Origin of the sequence: Spirosoma foliorum (assembly GCF_014117325.1) — a bacterium.
Taxonomy (GTDB): domain Bacteria; phylum Bacteroidota; class Bacteroidia; order Cytophagales; family Spirosomataceae; genus Spirosoma; species Spirosoma foliorum.
The window spans coordinates 4,692,498-4,709,277 of the sequence record NZ_CP059732.1 but is presented as its reverse complement, the minus strand read 5'-3'; the positions used below and the strand labels follow the sequence as shown (position 1 = coordinate 4,709,277).

Annotated in this window: 14 protein-coding genes; 8 read left to right on the top strand and 6 right to left on the bottom strand. The window is 45.3% G+C overall.

Annotation, left to right across the window (positions count from 1 at the left end):
* Window positions 1-209 precede the first annotated feature (209 nt).
* Window positions 210-3,227 (bottom strand): amidohydrolase family protein, encoded by a 3,018-nt coding sequence (locus tag H3H32_RS20040; protein WP_182457431.1) that lies wholly within the window; start codon window positions 3,225-3,227, stop codon window positions 210-212.
* A gap of 244 nt (window positions 3,228-3,471) precedes the next feature.
* Between H3H32_RS20040 and H3H32_RS20035 the strand changes: the two genes are divergently transcribed.
* Window positions 3,472-6,150 carry a sodium-translocating pyrophosphatase gene (locus tag H3H32_RS20035; protein WP_182457430.1) on the top strand — a complete coding sequence of 893 codons (2,679 nt, stop codon included), beginning with the start codon at window positions 3,472-3,474 and terminating at the stop codon, window positions 6,148-6,150.
* 333 nt (window positions 6,151-6,483) lie between these two features.
* On the opposite strand, the gene H3H32_RS20030 is transcribed toward H3H32_RS20035, so the two are convergent.
* From H3H32_RS20030 to H3H32_RS20015, 4 genes are all read right to left on the bottom strand, one after another.
* Window positions 6,484-7,719 (bottom strand): efflux RND transporter periplasmic adaptor subunit, encoded by a 1,236-nt coding sequence (locus tag H3H32_RS20030; RefSeq protein ID WP_182457429.1) that lies wholly within the window; start codon window positions 7,717-7,719, stop codon window positions 6,484-6,486.
* A gap of 200 nt (window positions 7,720-7,919) precedes the next feature.
* The gene (locus H3H32_RS20025) at window positions 7,920-8,291 is read right to left on the bottom strand and encodes a YtxH domain-containing protein (protein ID WP_182457428.1); all 372 of its coding nucleotides are present in this window, start codon (window positions 8,289-8,291) and stop codon (window positions 7,920-7,922) included.
* 46 nt (window positions 8,292-8,337) lie between these two features.
* On the bottom strand, window positions 8,338-8,589 hold the full coding sequence (locus H3H32_RS20020; RefSeq protein WP_182457427.1) for a YtxH domain-containing protein: 252 nt from the start codon (window positions 8,587-8,589) through the stop codon (window positions 8,338-8,340).
* A gap of 419 nt (window positions 8,590-9,008) precedes the next feature.
* Window positions 9,009-9,176 (bottom strand): lmo0937 family membrane protein, encoded by a 168-nt coding sequence (locus H3H32_RS20015; protein WP_182457426.1) that lies wholly within the window; start codon window positions 9,174-9,176, stop codon window positions 9,009-9,011.
* Between the two features lie 498 nt (window positions 9,177-9,674).
* Here H3H32_RS20015 and H3H32_RS20010 point away from each other — a divergent pair, with 498 nt between their 5' ends.
* Window positions 9,675-10,034 (top strand): response regulator, encoded by a 360-nt coding sequence (locus H3H32_RS20010; RefSeq protein WP_240543420.1) that lies wholly within the window; start codon window positions 9,675-9,677, stop codon window positions 10,032-10,034.
* An 84-nt stretch (window positions 10,035-10,118) separates the two neighbouring features.
* Complete coding sequence (locus H3H32_RS20005; protein ID WP_182457425.1) at window positions 10,119-11,594, top strand: sigma-54-dependent transcriptional regulator; 1,476 nt, start codon at window positions 10,119-10,121, stop codon at window positions 11,592-11,594.
* An 82-nt stretch (window positions 11,595-11,676) separates the two neighbouring features.
* Here H3H32_RS20005 and H3H32_RS20000 read toward each other — a convergent pair whose 3' ends face one another.
* A complete protein-coding gene (locus H3H32_RS20000) occupies window positions 11,677-12,321 on the bottom strand; it encodes a porin family protein (protein ID WP_240543419.1) in 645 nt (214 codons plus the stop codon).
* Window positions 12,322-12,965: 644 nt separating this feature from the next.
* Here H3H32_RS20000 and H3H32_RS19995 point away from each other — a divergent pair.
* The 5 genes from H3H32_RS19995 to H3H32_RS19975 all read left to right on the top strand — a co-directional run bounded on the left by H3H32_RS19995 (window position 12,966) and on the right by H3H32_RS19975 (window position 16,513).
* Window positions 12,966-13,385: a response regulator gene (locus H3H32_RS19995; protein ID WP_182457423.1), complete on the top strand. Its 420-nt coding sequence runs from the start codon at window positions 12,966-12,968 to the stop codon at window positions 13,383-13,385.
* 80 nt (window positions 13,386-13,465) lie between these two features.
* Window positions 13,466-14,938: a hybrid sensor histidine kinase/response regulator gene (locus tag H3H32_RS19990; RefSeq protein ID WP_182457422.1), complete on the top strand. Its 1,473-nt coding sequence runs from the start codon at window positions 13,466-13,468 to the stop codon at window positions 14,936-14,938.
* 297 nt (window positions 14,939-15,235) lie between these two features.
* Window positions 15,236-15,448, top strand: a complete 213-nt coding sequence (locus tag H3H32_RS19985; RefSeq protein ID WP_182457421.1) for a DUF2188 domain-containing protein — start codon at window positions 15,236-15,238, stop codon at window positions 15,446-15,448.
* 34 nt (window positions 15,449-15,482) lie between these two features.
* Complete coding sequence (locus tag H3H32_RS19980; protein WP_182457420.1) at window positions 15,483-15,899, top strand: four-helix bundle copper-binding protein; 417 nt, start codon at window positions 15,483-15,485, stop codon at window positions 15,897-15,899.
* A gap of 110 nt (window positions 15,900-16,009) precedes the next feature.
* Window positions 16,010-16,513: a pyridoxamine 5'-phosphate oxidase family protein gene (locus H3H32_RS19975; RefSeq protein ID WP_182457419.1), complete on the top strand. Its 504-nt coding sequence runs from the start codon at window positions 16,010-16,012 to the stop codon at window positions 16,511-16,513.
* The last annotated feature ends 267 nt before the right edge of the window (window positions 16,514-16,780 follow it).

Below are 16,780 nucleotides of genomic sequence, written 5' to 3'. Positions count from 1 at the left end.
GTAGTATAATTACTCTCACTGGTCGCCATTTTTCTAATCATTACATACTTGAATATCCTACCCGCATGGATAAAGTTTAGGCAAGCTCGTTTGGCTCTGTTTAACGGGGGTCTTACCAAACAAAACACCCCTTCTTTCATAGCGGAAAGAAGGGGTGTTTTGTTTGGACCTAGTTGATTTATAACAACTAGCGCAGATTCGCGCTATAACTAAGGGCGTGTTAGCAGGCGTTCAATGGGTAGCACTTCGCCATTCTTGATTACCTGTTCCACATTCAGGGCGTCGCGCACATTGGTGAGTGGGTCACCGTTGACAATGACCAAATCGGCCAACTTGCCCGGCTCGATGGAGCCTAAATCCTTACTAACGCCCACTGTTTCGGCAGCCCAAAGTGTGGCCGATCGTAGCGCCTGATATGGAGTCAACCCTGCATTAACAAATACCTGAAGTTCGGTATGCAGACTCATGCCATAAGGGACAAATGGGCTATCGGTTCCGGTTGTAACATGGGCACCAGCATCAACGAGCGCTTTTATCCCTTTTTGAAGATTCCCGAAATTGCTCAGGTAACCGGGGCTTATTTTAGCATACTGAGCCGAACCTGCTTGTAGAGCATTCGTAAACTCTTCGGAATAAAACGCCTTATATTGCCGATTCTCCAGCAAACTTGGGTCTTTGATCGTCAATACGGAAAATCCACCTTGTAAGGAGGCCGTCGGCGTAATGTTCATGCCCGATTTGGCGAGCAACTGAATAACATCCTGATAACTCCGGTTCATGGCCGTAATCTTGGGTGAATAACCGCGTCGGCTGGTACCGCCAATGTGTTCAACCGCATCGACATCGTAGCGCATGGCCGGGAAAATTTCGTGCGACGACACCGGCATGCCATGAGCGTGGGCAAAAGCGGTGATGCGTTGTTGCATGGCGTCGGGCATGCGGACGTAGGTTTTGATAAGATCGTAACCCAGCCGAACAGATCGGTTAAGCTCACGATCGAGTTGCTCGTCGGAGTTGATGCTGGTGGCTGCGCCGTAATAAATTCGGGTTCCGTCAGTCAGTCCACCGGTGAAAAATTGGCGTGGACCGGGCCGAACGCCACTCGCCCAGGATTCCTTACGTTCGAGGGCGTCGTATGGGTCAGCACCGGGTTCACGGATGGACGTGATGCCGAACGATAACCACAAGCGTCCTATTTTTTCACCAACCATCGAGTGCTGATGCGTGTGCATTTCGAACAATCCGGGAATAACCGTCTTCGTTGAGGCATCGACTAGCGTTCCCGGACGACCAGCCTGATGAGGCACAATGGATTTGATCCGATGCCCTTCAATCAGAATATCGACATTGGTACGGTACGTGTTTGCTTTACCGTCGAATAACCGACCGGCATGAACCACTACTTGCCCGGTTGGCTGATTGATTTGCCAAGTCAGATCCATCGGGTGCGTTTCAATGTGTCCGTCGGCCAGATAAACCTGCTTCAATAGGTCGGTTGCCAGGAACAGCAAACTTTTTGAATCGCCCGTCCAGGTAGGTGTATCGGTTTGTTCAGTGGTCAATTGGCGAGGTTTTCCTGTAATCGTTCCGTCAGGTTGCACGTCTGTAATCCACAGCAGACCATCCAGAACATAGGCCATCTTCGTGCCATCGGGCGACCAGACTGGGCCGTTCTGACTCCGTGTTGCCAGACTATGGCCTGGTGCGGGTGATACGTATCGGTCGTTCTTCCCATCGAATGAAAGCAACAGTACTTCACTAACTCCCTCGCGATAGCGCGACGAGTAGGGGTGAAGAGCCGATATGGCAATCGTTTTCCCATCTGCTGACCAGCTTGCCTGACTGGGTACAAACACGGATTCGTGTAGTTTTTTGGTTTTTGGAACGTTCACATCGGCCGTGTAGGTTACGTCGGCGGTGTATAGCGTGCTGCGGCCCCATGCATTGCGTGGATCACTCTGATAAAAAGCAACTTTACTACCGTCGGGCGACCAGCTCGGGAAGTGCAGATCATCGGCCATATCCACCAAAACCCGATCCTGTCCTGTTTTTAGATCCCGAATCCAAACGTCCATATTCCCGTTCCGGTCCGAAGTATAAGCCAGTTTGGTTCCATCTGGTGACCAGCTTGGTTCCAATTCCATCGATTGCCCCTGAGTTAGTCGTTCAGGTTTTTTTGTCCCTTTTGCCAATAGCCACAAATCACCCAGAGCCGCAAACGCAATCTGTTTTCCATCGGGCGAAATGGTGGGACCTTTGATGCCAAGAACTGGTTGAGGTTTCCGATTATCGAAGTCGTAAGTTTTTCGTTTGTAGGTCGTTTTGGGTAGATTAATCAACGCCTGGAACGGAATGATATGCACAATTGAACTACCAATTTTTCGTCGTTTCAGGGAACCACTGCTGGTATATAAATATTCATCGGACGAGAACCAGCTTGCCCGAAACGGGAATACATCTTCCGACGCTTCGGTTAACATCTGTGCTTTACCATCAGCCAGCGAGACGACCTCTAAGCCACTTTGTGAATTATTCAACACATTATAGAACAGGTGCGATCCATCGGGCTGCCAAGCTGGCCCGACCAGTTTCCCTTTCGTCGACGAAACCAGTTTTTCTGGTTGGCCAGGGTTGATTACATAAATACCCGGCGCATTCGTCCGGTCAGAAACAAACGCGATTTGTTTCCCATCTGGCGAAAACGCGGGGCTGAAATCATTACCCGAATCGTTGGTAAGCTGAGTAAGTTTTCCATCAGCCAAATTGAGTTGCCAGATGTCATAGTTACCACCCCGATCAGAAGCAAAAACCAGTTGCTTGCCATCGGGTGACCAGTGAGGTTCGCGATCATCGTAAATGCCCGTAGTTAGCTGTTTGGGCCTGCCACCTTCCTTAGAAACAGACCAGATGTGATAGCGACCATCCCAAAAGGCATGGAAAGCAATCTGCTTCCCATCGGGCGACCAACTCGGCTGCCGGCAATCGCCGAGCGGGTCGGTGACAGGACGCGCCGTTCCGCCCGAAGTCGGTAAAACCCAGATCGTTCCCTGCAAATCAATGGCGATGGATTTTTTATCTGGCGAGAGGTCTGCCGCCATATTTGTTCCCTCCGTTACCGTTACGCGTAGCGAGTCAATGGAACCCGCCTGAGCAGTACTCTTTAGGAAAGAGGGTAAGCAGAACGATATGGCTATTATTGGAAAAATAAAAGAATAAATATGTCGCATAAAGCAAAAATAGGTAGCTATTATTTTGATGAAGAGTTGATTTTGTGTTTTTTCTTTTGAACCTACGCAGTTGAACGTCCACTTCCAAACATAGCCTTGATTTCTAGAGAGATAATTGATGAACTCCTAGAATAACCGAAAAAAACCTCAAAAAAAGTCAATCAATTTGCTTGTATGTTGGCCGTTATGAAACGGCAAATTCTATCTTTGCGAGAATCACATATTTTAACCTATACCTATTTCTATGAATTACAGTGTTTATCTGGTTCCCATCCTTGGCATTGTTGGCCTGCTGGTGATGTTTACCAAGTTCATGTGGGTTTCTAAGCAGGAGGCTGGCGACGCCCGAATGCAGGAAATTGCAGGCTATATTGCTGATGGGGCCATTGCTTTTCTTAAAGCTGAATGGCGTGTGTTGACGTATTTCGGCATTATTGTCGCCCTCTTGCTGGCCTACATGGGCAGTCTGGTTCCGAATTCTAGCCCAATCATTGGGCTTTCTTTTATCTTAGGTGCATTCCTGTCGGCGCTGGCTGGCTATATCGGTATGAACATTGCCACGAAGGCCAATGTTCGTACCGCTCATGCTGCGCGTACAAGCCTGACGAAAGCCCTGGAGGTTTCATTTACGGGAGGCTCTGTGATGGGTATTGGCGTTGCTGGTATTGCTGTACTGGGTCTGGGTAGCCTGTTCATTGTTCTCTACAAATTATATGTTGAGCCATCGGGTGATGTTAACGGTCTGCCGATGGAGAAAGCGCTCGAAGTACTGGCCGGTTTCTCGCTCGGTGCTGAATCGATTGCGTTGTTTGCGCGTGTAGGTGGTGGTATTTACACCAAAGCGGCCGATGTGGGCGCTGACCTTGTTGGTAAAGTAGAGGCTGGTATCCCTGAAGATGATCCACGTAACCCAGCTACCATTGCCGATAACGTGGGCGATAACGTAGGCGACGTAGCGGGTATGGGTGCTGACTTATTCGGTTCATACGTAGCCACCATTCTGGCAACTATGGTACTGGGCCGCGAAATCGTTATTCCAGGTGATCCAATTATTGGCCACGCACCGATCGTGTTACCGATGGTTATTGCGGGTCTGGGTCTGATTTTCTCGATTATTGCTACCTACTTTGTTCGGGTTAAAGACGATAACGGAAACGTACAGGGTGCGCTGAACTTGGGTAACTGGGCGTCGATTGGCATTACGCTGGTGGCTTCTTATTTTCTGGTGAATGCGATGTTGCCTGCTACCACAATGGAAATCAGGGGCGTGGAGTTTACCCGAATGGATGTGTTCTATGCCATCGTTACAGGGCTTGTGGTTGGTGCGCTTATGAGTACCGTTACGGAGTATTATACGGCTATGGGGCGCCGTCCAGTATTGTCGATCATTCGGCAATCGGCAACAGGTGCTGCTACGAACATCATCGGTGGTTTGTCAGTCGGTATGGAGTCGACGGTTATTCCAATTTTGGTGCTGGCAGCTGGTATCTATACATCCTATCACTTCGCAGGTTTATACGGGGTGGCTATTTCGGCTGCGGGTATGATGGCCACTACGGCTATGCAGTTGGCGATTGATGCCTTTGGCCCTATCGCCGATAATGCCGGTGGTATTGCTGAAATGAGCTACCTGCCGGAAGAAGTACGGGGCCGCACCGATATTCTGGATGCGGTTGGTAACACAACTGCGGCTACGGGTAAGGGTTTTGCAATTGCTTCAGCCGCTTTAACGGCACTTGCTCTGTTTGCTGCTTTTGTCGGTATTTCGGGTATTTCGGCCATTGATATTTATAAGGCCGATGTATTGGCGGGCTTGTTTGTTGGGGGTATGATTCCATACATTTTCTCGTCGCTGGCCATTGCGGCTGTGGGCCGTGCGGCTATGGCGATGGTAGAAGAAGTTCGTCGTCAGTTCCGAGAAATTCCGGGTATTATGGAAGGAACAGGCAAACCGGAATATGAAAAATGCGTGGCTATCTCGACACAGGCGTCTATCCGTGAGATGGTATTGCCAGGTGCTATTGCCTTGACGGTGCCTGTTGTCGTAGGCTTCATTTTTGGTCCTGAAGTGCTGGGTGGTTTGCTGGCTGGTGTTACTGTATCGGGGGTGTTGATGGGTATTTTCATGAACAACGCCGGTGGTGCCTGGGATAACGCGAAAAAGTCGTTTGAAAAAGGCGTGCTGATCAATGGACAGATGTACTACAAAAAATCGGAGCCGCACAAAGCATCGGTTACCGGCGATACCGTTGGTGATCCATTCAAAGACACATCGGGCCCATCAATGAACATCCTGATTAAACTGATGTCGATTGTGTCGCTCGTTATTGCGCCTTATATTGCTGTTCCCTCTGCCGAAACGCCGGGTTATAACAAAGAAGGCAAAGAAGCTGCTGGCACAGAGTTGCCTCTGGAAGAATCGACTGCGGCCGATAACGACAAAGTAAGTACGCCGAATACGGGTCTAGGCAAATTCCGTCCTGAAAAACTAACGAGCGGTGTCGAACTGAACATTCCTGAGTTTGGTATCGAAAGCAAACTGCTAGCGTTCATCAAAGGCGATAAGCCTGTTGACAAAACAACCTGGTTTGACTTCGACCGTTTGCTATTCCAGACAGGTAGCGCCACGTTGGAGCCACAATCGCAGGAACAGTTGAAGAATATTGCCGAAATTCTGAAAGCACATCCAACTGTGAATATTAAGCTGGGTGGCTATACCGATAACACGGGTAATGCCGCCAGCAACCTCAAACTCTCGCAGGATCGGGCCAATTCGGTACGGGTCGAATTAGAGAAAATGGGCATTGCCAAAGATCGCCTTGAAGCTGAAGGCTACGGACAAGAGCATCCTGTTGCTTCAAACGATACAGAAGAAGGCCGGGCGCAAAACCGCCGGATTTCAGTTCGCGTGACGAAGAAGTAAAGTTAACTGATATATTGACGAACACGCCAGCTCTTCAAAAAGGGCTGGCGTGTTTGTATTTAAGGGGTGAGGCCATCCCTATTTAAATGTTATACATTAATCGGAAAAGCCAGAAGTAGTGGTGATAGGCATTATGACTGTTCAGCAAGTAGCACAAAATGCTGAAGTATCAATTGATTTTGTGCTCAGATAAAGGCTAATTTATCCCATAAGCAGTAGCTTTTCGGGTGCCGAAGAATTACTTGCTTGGCTAAAATAAAAATCAAAAATCCGTAAGAAAACACCTGATTTAATGGACGTCTTCTTACGGATTTTTGATTTTGTTTAAGATAATTAATTCCCTAGTGCATTGTAAATCAGTAACTGATTGTTCGTCACAACGCGGTCGCCGGGAGCTAACCCGCTTGATAGGTACGTTTTTGGTCCAATCGATTTATAGACATCTACTTCCCGTACCAGCGGCTGATTTTGACGATTAACCATGACTACGAAGTTTCGATTCTTATCGAATACGACGGCGCTTGCCGGAATAGCCACACGTTTGTCCTGACCCGCGTAGGTGACGCTTACGTTAGCAAACATCTCAGGTTTGAGCCGGTAATCGGCATTGTCGAGGGTAACACGAACTTTCAGGGTTTTACTGTCGGGGTCAAGTACATTAAAGATTTTGTCGATCCGACCATGAAAGACTTTATCTGGGTAAGAGAGGGTTGTAATGGTTGTTTGATCACCCTCTTTTATGTTGGCTAAATCAGACTCATAGACGTTCGCTAACACCCACACATGATCGAGGTTAGAGATCGTAAATAAATTTTCTGGGTCATCAGAACGAAGTTCCATTCCCTGCGACGCGGATTTCTCGACAATAAAACCACTTACAGGAGCCTTTACAATGTAAACAGCACCCGTTCCACCAACAATTCGGCGTCGTTCATTTACCCGATTTACTTCGCCTTTAGCTGCCACTAGCTGCTCCTGACTCGCTATCAGTTCACGTTGTGAGCTCAGGCCTGCTTTGGTCATGTCTTCGGCAACTTGCAGGTTTTTCTGAGCAACGGCTAACTGGCCTTTTGCTGAAACATTCTGCTGCTCCAAATCAGCCAAGTCGCCAGATCGGATTACAGCCAGTGTTTGGCCTTTTTTCACATAATCACCTAAATCTGCTTTGAGCGTTTCGATGTGACCGCCTACTAATGGAAACACCTTGACAACCTGATCTTGGTTGAACGTGATTTTGCCCGTTAAATTCAATTCATTACGAGCGTTCTCATACTTGGCCGTGTCGAAGGCGGCCGTAGCTAACAGATTTGTCTCCTGGCGTTCTTTGGAGGCAGGATTTTCTTCTGATTTTTGAGCAGTACTATCGCAACTGGTTAAGCCACCCAATACGGCCAGACCAATAGCAATCACAAAGGCCCCACTATGTATAGATCCAACTGCCCGGCCAGAATCTGTACGTACGACGGACACCGCTACTTGATTTTGCAGGTTCGTTACTTCTTTATCGTTTATAAGCCTCAGCCAGTTATGAACCAGAGAGTAAACGAAAGCAAATGGGTATTTTTTCATGATGTTACGGCTCTTACAACGATATATTTTTTAGTCGCTGATAAGCAAAAAGGAGCCTTTACAAAAGTCTACTTTATTAATTAAAGGCTTCTTAAACCCAAATTAAAAGGTTATTAAAGCCGAAAAGCAACAGTGCCTGCCAGATCGATCTGGCAGGCACTGCATTTTTCAAGAACGTTGAGTAAATAGAGTACTATTACTTAAGCTTTTAAGGAAGATTTAGCGTCATCAACTCCCGATTTTGCATTATCGGCTAGCTCTTCGACTTTGTCGTTATATTGATCCTTAACCTCCTCTTTATTTTTATTGAGGGCAGCCTGTGCCTGGTCTTTATACTGATTGTATTGTTCTTTGGCTTTGTCGGTGTATTGATTTACCTGACTTACCGCCTGCTCGTATCCTTCCTTTACCTGCGATACACCTTTCTCCCACTGATCCTTTAAATCGCCGGAGCGTTTGTTCGCTTCTTCCGCTAATTTCTCACGGGTTTCTTTACCACTGCGGGGAGCTGTTAGAAGACCAATAACAACACCGGTAATAATACCAGTCAAAAAATCTCTTGTGCTTCTCATTGTTTTATGCGTTTTAGGTGAGTGTTGATTTCAGCGAATCAGCAGATTACTGCTTGGCTTTTTTCTTGGCCTGATTAACCAGATCCTGGGTTTTTCCGGTTGCCGAATCAACATAATCATTGTACTGGCTTTTTATATTGTCCAGTCCTGACTGTAATTGATCCTGCAAATCTTTGAAAAACGAATCTGAATCAGACGAGATACGTTTCCGCGTTTTTTTACCGCTCTCGGGAGCAAGCAAAACACCGACAACTGCGCCAATTGCTAATCCTACTAAAATACCTGGTAGTGATTTCATGATTTCTAACTTTGGTGAATGACTTATGGTTCCAAGATGGTCAATCTACTAGAAAATACTGTACCACTATTGAGTAGGTGAGTTAAGTGGCTGTAAGCTAGTTGTTTGTGCTTGGTCTTGTTTGTGTACATTGAGGATTTTTTTCTACAAGGACGTCCACGTTTTACTCAATAAATCAAATTGAGATTGATATCTGGTATTAAACTCATGTTCTAAAGGCGCTTGACTCATAGGGCGAGTTTGGTAGTAATGCAAAAAAAATCCCCGCGCTCAATTTGGCGCAGGGATTCCGTACCCACCGTAACTTGTACTTAACCTAAAATAATTCACCTCGGATTAACCCAGGCCTAACACAACGAGTTGGTTAGAAAATTATCTATATCACAGATGATATTTCATAACTTAACGTACTCCCTTCTTCACACACCACGACCTTGAATCAGACGTAGAATAATCGCAACTACTGCAATTACTAGCAGAATGTGGATTAAACTACTGCTACCAATTCCTGTACCCAGCACCCCCAGGAAGCCCAGGAGCCAGATAATAATCAGGATGACAGCGATAGTGTAAAGAAGGTTTCCCATGACGTTTATTGAGTAAATCAGAACAAACTATCTCGCAATTGATAAACTTATTAGAAAAAGTTGTGCCAATATTGGTAGATACAGGTAGTTATAGCCACTAGAAGGCCTTATACGCTTGGAAATGAGCATATAATTAGGTTATAATCTTTAAATAGGTCTTTTAGGGAGTTAACTGCCGAAAAACGAAAGTTGTGGAATTTATTCTACAACTGTAGAATAAGCGTGGAAAAATGGCTCAATTAACGGCTGAACGTTTCCACACTAATTAATCTGGAGACCGGCTAAATTTATGATATTATAACCGCAATTAGTTAATCTGATGGACATTAATATAGGTTGCTACTTGAAAATTGAGCACTAAAAACACTTTCGGCACATATTTTATACAGTGTATTGTCAGAAGAACACAATTGAAAAACGAGATGTGCCGTGGTAAATACAATAACAGGGATTAACATGGGGCAGCAATACAGGCCGATCGCTATTAATGCGACCCCTATGGCAAAGCGCGTATTGATTGTCGATGATGAAGCTGACATCTGTTTGCTGTTATCAGGACTATTACGTCGCCTGGGATACCAACCTACCTGTGCCCATTTTATTGAAGAAGGCCGTCAATGTCTCCACACACAGAAATTCGACGCTATTTTTCTAGACTTAAATCTGCCAGATGGATTGGGCTTTGATCTGCTGCCTTTTATTAAAGAAGACCAGACGGAAGCTAAGATAATTATGATCAGTGCGTTTGATGGACAAGCCGAACGTCGGCGAGCTACCGAGCAAGGTGCTGATTATTTTATAGGCAAACCCTTTACCCGCCGTTCGGTAGAGATGGCTTTGCAAACCATTCAGGTTTGAGTAACTTTGTTCATACAGCAAAGGTAGATTCATTCGTTGTTCATTACTGGACATGGTCTGTCTGAACAAGTTCAATACCGCTTCATGGAAAAAATTCTGATTATTGACGACAACAATGATATATGCCTGCTTCTAGAGCGTTTTTTGAGCAAGCAGGGCTATAAAACGGCGTCGGTACAGCGGGGTGATGATGGGCTGGTTTTGTTACGAAAAGAAGCTTTTGAGTTAGTCATCTGCGATTTTAAACTTCCCGATATTGATGGCCTTGAAATGCTTCGGCGTATCAAGGTTATGCACCCCACTACAGCTGTTATCATTATTACAGGCTATTCGGATGTTCGAATGGCCGTGCAAACAGTTAAGCATGGGGCATATGATTACGTAACGAAACCCCTGTATCCCGACGAGATTCTATACACGATAAAAGCAGCCCTCGAACGGCGTGCACAATCGTTGAATCAGTCAAAAGGGGCACCTGCAACCGCTGCACCGGGTACCACAAAAGTAAGTACCACAAAACCGTCGCCTGCCAAGACGGCTTTAACGCCCGACGGTAAACGATTTATATTTGGCCGAAGTCGTGCCGCCGAACAGCTTCAGAAACATATCGATCTGATTGCCCCAACGGATATGTCGGTAATTATTACTGGCGAAACCGGTACGGGTAAAGAGTTTGTTGCCAATGCCATTCACCTCAAGAGCAAACGTGCAGATAAACAATTTGTGGCGATTGACTGTGGGGCTTTAGGTAAAGAACTGGCTGGTAGTGAGTTGTTTGGGCATGTGAAAGGCTCGTTTACGGGAGCCATGTCGGACAAGGCGGGAAGCTTTGAATTTGCGAATGGAGGTACCATATTTCTGGATGAAATCGGTAACTTATCGTACGACAATCAGATTAAACTGCTTCGGGTACTACAAGAGCGCAAAATTCGACGAATAGGTAGTAACCAGGATATTCCGGTCGATGTGCGGATTATTGTCGCTACGAATGAGGACTTGCGTGAAGCTGTCCGGCAAGGAAAATTCCGGGAAGATATTTACCATCGGATTGCTGAGTTCGAAATGCACCTATCGCCATTGCGTGAACGCAAATCCGATATTATGATCTTTGCGGAGCATTTTCTGGAATTAGCGAATCAGCAGTTAGAGAAAGATATTCAGGGCTTCGAAGAAGAAGCGAAGGATAAATTGAAGGAATATTACTGGCATGGTAATCTGCGAGAATTGCAAAACGTGGTGAAGCGAGCCGTGTTGCTTACACAAGGCGATTATATAGAAGCCGATGTGTTACCTCACGAAATTATCTCGCCCCAGTACTTTACGCCCGAAGAGACGAACGCTGGCCATGTTCAGGTTAACTACGATCCGGCTCGACCAGGTATTCCGGTATTCAGTCAATCAGCAGCTAACTTGAAGTCCGTTTCGGAAAATGCCGAACGCGCGGCTATTTTGAAGGTGCTGGAGAAAACGGGGTACAACAAAACCAAAGCCGCTGAGGTCCTCAATATCGATCGTAAAACGCTTTACAATAAATTGAAAGCATACGATATCCATTTATAATGTTGAATGATTGAGTGATAGAATGATTGAATAGCTATACATTAAACTATATTCAATCATTCTATCACTCAATCATTCAACATTAGTTCACACTAAAGCCCACTGAAAGCAGTCCTACACCGTTTTTAGCATTACCCAGTATCGTATTGGCTGCTCCGCTGTTAGCAATGTTTTGTAATCCCTGCTCATAACGGGCTCCAATAAATGCTTTGCCAAAGTAGAGGTTAAGTCCACCTGCAATACCATAATCGACCTTATTGAAATTGTCGCGGTTGACTGCAGTAGAGCCGCTTCCAAAATCACCATTCGAATTAATATTCGAGTTCAGCAGGTAGGATACATAAGGACCAGCCTGCAACTCAACGGCCTGTCCTAACTTAAATGTGGCCAAAACAGGTAGCTCAGCATAATTGAGTTTGAAGGTGTTTTTGCCGTTGAAGCCAATAACATTATATGTGGCTGAAGCACCTTTCGTCATATAAAGTAACTCGGGCTGAATGGCAAAGAACTCACTAACCGGTATCTGTGAAAAAACACCCGCATGAAAGCCGATTCGTTCGTTTTTGTTCGTAGCTCCCTGACTATCGTAATACAACGAACTTGCATTTAAACCACCTTTTAATCCGACCCGGGCTTTACCCTGTGCAAGCGCATCAGACGAGTTCAACAATAGGCTACCAACGCTAAAGAAGGCAGCCACCATCAAAGTTTTTACTGAATTGTTCATAACGTTAATTGGTTGAAAACAGAACATAAATTATATCTGTCCTGGTAGAAGTTGTGTCAAATCCGTGCCAGAATGGGCAGAATTAGCGTAAATGCGCATTTACGTCTGGTTTTCTTGGGGTTAAGGTACTTTCGAAAGGGTATGAGTTTATTTACCTAGTTAGCAACAATGAGTAAGAAATTCCCCAATTTGTAGAGCGTCTCAATCAGTTTTCACGCCAGAACCGTAGGTACTTGATAAGTTGTAAACTGGCGATCAATTTACGGGGCTTTATCTATTGATTCTGGCTTTATAATCCTAAAAATGGATTTACTTATTGATAATCAACTTCTGCCCTAAAAGTAGATTTTGTCTGTCTATAATTAGAAATCAGGCATTTGAGTAAGCTAACATAGAAGACAACAAGCCGGAATTAAGCAGAGCCAGGTATCTGGAGTTTTATACTGGTAAATAATACGTTAATAAATTGATGTTTTTAAGTAATTTTGGAAAAGAGGGAAACCTCCTGAAAAAATAGAAAATAGATAATGGCGCTAATTGATTAGAGACGTTAAGTTGATTATAGCCTACTAAAACGTAAGAAATCAATTAGTATTCAATAGCCGTAATTTTTACTGATCTGTATGCACCGTAAACTTACAACCATGACCATTCTGATCGCCGATGATGATACAGATGATCGTTTGTTCATGGATAAGGCACTTCGTCAGAGTGGTTATACGCAAAATGTTCAGTTTGTTGAAGATGGCGAAGAGTTGATGGAATATCTGCGTCAGGAAGGGCGTTATAATGAGGAAAATGCCCCCTGGCCTAATCTATTGATTTTAGACCTGAACATGCCCCGCAAAAATGGCTTTCAGGCCCTGAATGAAATAAAAGATGATCCTAAACTGCGCCGATTGCCGGTGGTTGTTATGACCACATCCTCGGCCGACGAAGATGTACTGAAAACCTATAATCTTGGCGTTAATTCATTTGTGACAAAGCCCTTTAATTTTAATCGGCTGGTCGAAATGGTCAGTGCTTTGAAAACATACTGGATAGATACCGTTAAACTGCCATAACAGCTTTCGGTCAGTGATTTTTATACTTTTCTGCTGATTACTGTGTCTTTTCACTGTTCTCTGCCAACTACTCACGGTTTATGATACCTGCTGCACTTGATGTTGTCGAAAAAAAAGAGACAATTCGCATCCTGCTCATTGAGGATGACGAAGACGATTATTTGCTCACCAAAGCGTTAGTTTCAGTTCGGGAGAATGCATCTATAAAGCTCGACTGGGTCGATAGTTACGATCGTGGTCTGGCGGCTATTGACAAGGGAGAATACGACGTTTACCTTGTCGATTATAGATTAGGACCTTACACGGGCATCGACCTGATCCAGGAAGCGTTTCGGATGGGGTGCAGAGCACCTATGATCCTGCTTACTGGCCAGGATGACCTAACCGTCGATCAATCAGCTCTTGAGCTGGGTGCTGCCGACTATTTAGTAAAAGGGCGTATTGATGCCCAACTGCTTGGCCGTAGTATTCGGTATGCCCTTCGGCAAGCCAGTGTGCTGGCTGAAGTGGCTCAGAAAGAAAATAAATACCGTAGCCTGTTCGAACGATCAATCGATGCCATTTTTGTGGCCAACGACGAGCTACGTTTTCAGGATGCGAATTCATCTGTTGAGCAACTGCTAGGCTACAGCCGGGATGAACTCCGTTATCTGAATCCTGCCCGACTTTTTGCCGACCTGAACCACCTGCGTAATCTTCGATTTAACGTTCGGGAACATGGTCAGATTAAAGACTTCGAAACAATGCTCATCCACCGAAATGGGCGCAAACGAATTTGCCTGATTTCGGTTTGGGCCGTTGAAGATATGATTGGGCATCCAGAGTGGTATCAGGGAATTGTGCGGGATATTACTGATCAGAAACGAGCGCAACAGGATCTAATTCTGGCCGAGAAGCTAACAATGACCGGAAAAATTGCCCGGAGTATTGCGCACGAAGTTCGGAATCCGCTTACTAACCTCAGTCTGGCCTTAGAACAGCTCAAGGATGAGTTGGATACCGACAGTGAATATGTGACTATGTTTACTGATATCATTGGCCGGAATGTAGACCGCATTGGGCAACTCATTACTGAAATGCTCAATTCGTCGAAACCGCGTGATCTGGATCGGAAAAAACAGGATTTCAATATCGTTGTCAAAGAAACATTGCAGCTCGTTAGTGACCGTATCAAACTAAAGCGAATGCGTTTGGAAACGAGCTTCACAACCGACGATTCTATAGCACTCCTGGATCGTGATCAGGTAAAAACGGCCTTACTCAATATTCTGGTCAACGCTGTTGAGGCAATGGAAGAGGGGAAAGGCATATTATCCGTTCGGACTCACTGTACAGATACTAATCGGGTGTGTGTCGAAGTGAGTGATAATGGCGGTGGTATTAGCGAAGCAGACCGCCAACGGCTCTTCGATCCATTTTTCACCGGGAAATCGGGGGGAATGGGATTAGGGTTGACCGCTACCCAGAATATCATCAATAGTCATAAAGGCTCCATTGAGGTAGAAAGTAACGTGGGACAGGGAACAACTTTCCGACTTTTATTTCCCAAATAGGGGAGTCACCTTCACTGAAATTGGCAGATTGTCTTTAGACGATAATTTACCAGAACCAGCTTTGTAGAAAAGCTGGTTTTTTTTGTGGAATTGAGTGGGTAAAAATATACACACTCCACTAATGAATTCTACGGATTTGGTAGGAAAATAGAGGCTGGATTAATAAAAAATCCTTCATTTGTAGAGTTAATTACCTGAAAATGAATAGATTGGTAGCTAGTCTTGAGTGAGACATTCGCCTTAAGATGGAAATGGCACAATAAAAGCTATCTAGTAGATAACCTACTAACTAACGCTATGTGGTCTATCACTCATTTTCCGGCGGCCATGCGGTCATTAAACCCGACTACTCGGGCAAAGGCAATTGAGATTGCGAACCAATTGCTCGAACAAGGGCAATTAGAGAAGCAGCACATCATTATGATGAGTGTTGAAGAGGCTCGACGGTGGGCGCGTGTTGAAAGCGCCAATCGGGAGTGGTCAAGTAGAGTAATGCAACCTTACGCCTAACCAAAATTCACTAACTAAAAACCTACCATTGGCTATGATCTGGAAGAAAAACATCTATGATTCGTTGACAAGCTGTGCCACTCTGTGCAACGAGTTCGCCACCGAATGTTCTAATGCAGAAGACATTGAGATGCGTTATCGTAGCATTTTCCTGAATCTGGATTGTGCCGATATGTGCCGTAATCTGGCCATGTTGTATGTTCGGGGTTCTGAAAACGCCCGTCTGCTAGCCAAGGCCTGTATTGAAGTATGCGAAAAGTGTGCGCAGGAAGTAAGCCAGTTTGACACCGATCGTAGCCGTCAGATTTATGCCATATGTCAGCAAACGATTGCCAGTTGTGTGAACATCGTTGACATGGGTTATCAAACCGATATGGAAGTTCAGAAACCTGCTGTCACACCAGCTTCCCTATTTTATGGTATAGACTTGCGGGAAACGCTTTATAATTAATAGGCAACAGTACATATAGTCGTCAGTCGATAGTCAACGGTCAAAGTAGGTATGTTCTAGAACTATACTATTGACTACCTACTATCGACTGACGAATTTTTTTCAACGTTATGGAAACCACAGAACAAATTAACAAACCCCTGGAGAAAGTGCGTGATATGATTGAAGACATTCGTATCGCCATGATGACAACCCTCGACGAGCAGGGAAATTTAGTAAGTCGCCCAATGGCCGCACTTCAAGTAGATGAAGATGGAACCGTCTGGTTTTTCACGAAACGATCGTCGCCTAAAGTTGATCAACTTGAGCAGAACGGTCACCGGGTAAACCTGGCCTTTGCTGCGGTTAGTGACGCCAGTTATGTATCCGTATCGGGCCAGGCCCAGGAGGTTGAGGATCAGGCTAAAGTAAACGAACTCTGGAATCCGCAGGCCAAAGCCTGGTTTCCTGAGGGGAAAGACGACCCCGAGTTGACACTGCTGAAAGTTCATATTGACATGGCTGAATACTGGAATGCAAGCGATAGCCGCATGATTCGATTAATTCAACAGGCCACCGCAGCCATTACAGGTAATCCACCTAAAATGGGAGAGAACAAAAAAGTGTATAATTAGAAGAATAACTGGCCCCGTGGTGTCAGCTACTGATAGTTAGTGTATTTATATATCTTTTAAGTATCCTTGAAACTCCGCTAGGAGTGACCTGTTAATAGAAAACAGGGGATTGGAAGTAACCCCAAGCGCCGTAGGTGCGACCTATTTAAATAGAATTAGGCCGCACCTACGGCGCTTGGAAGCATAATAAACTGCCATGACTATTGACAGGACGCCCTTACAGCGCTGATTAGACTACACCCGAGATGTGTATATACAGTAGCTACT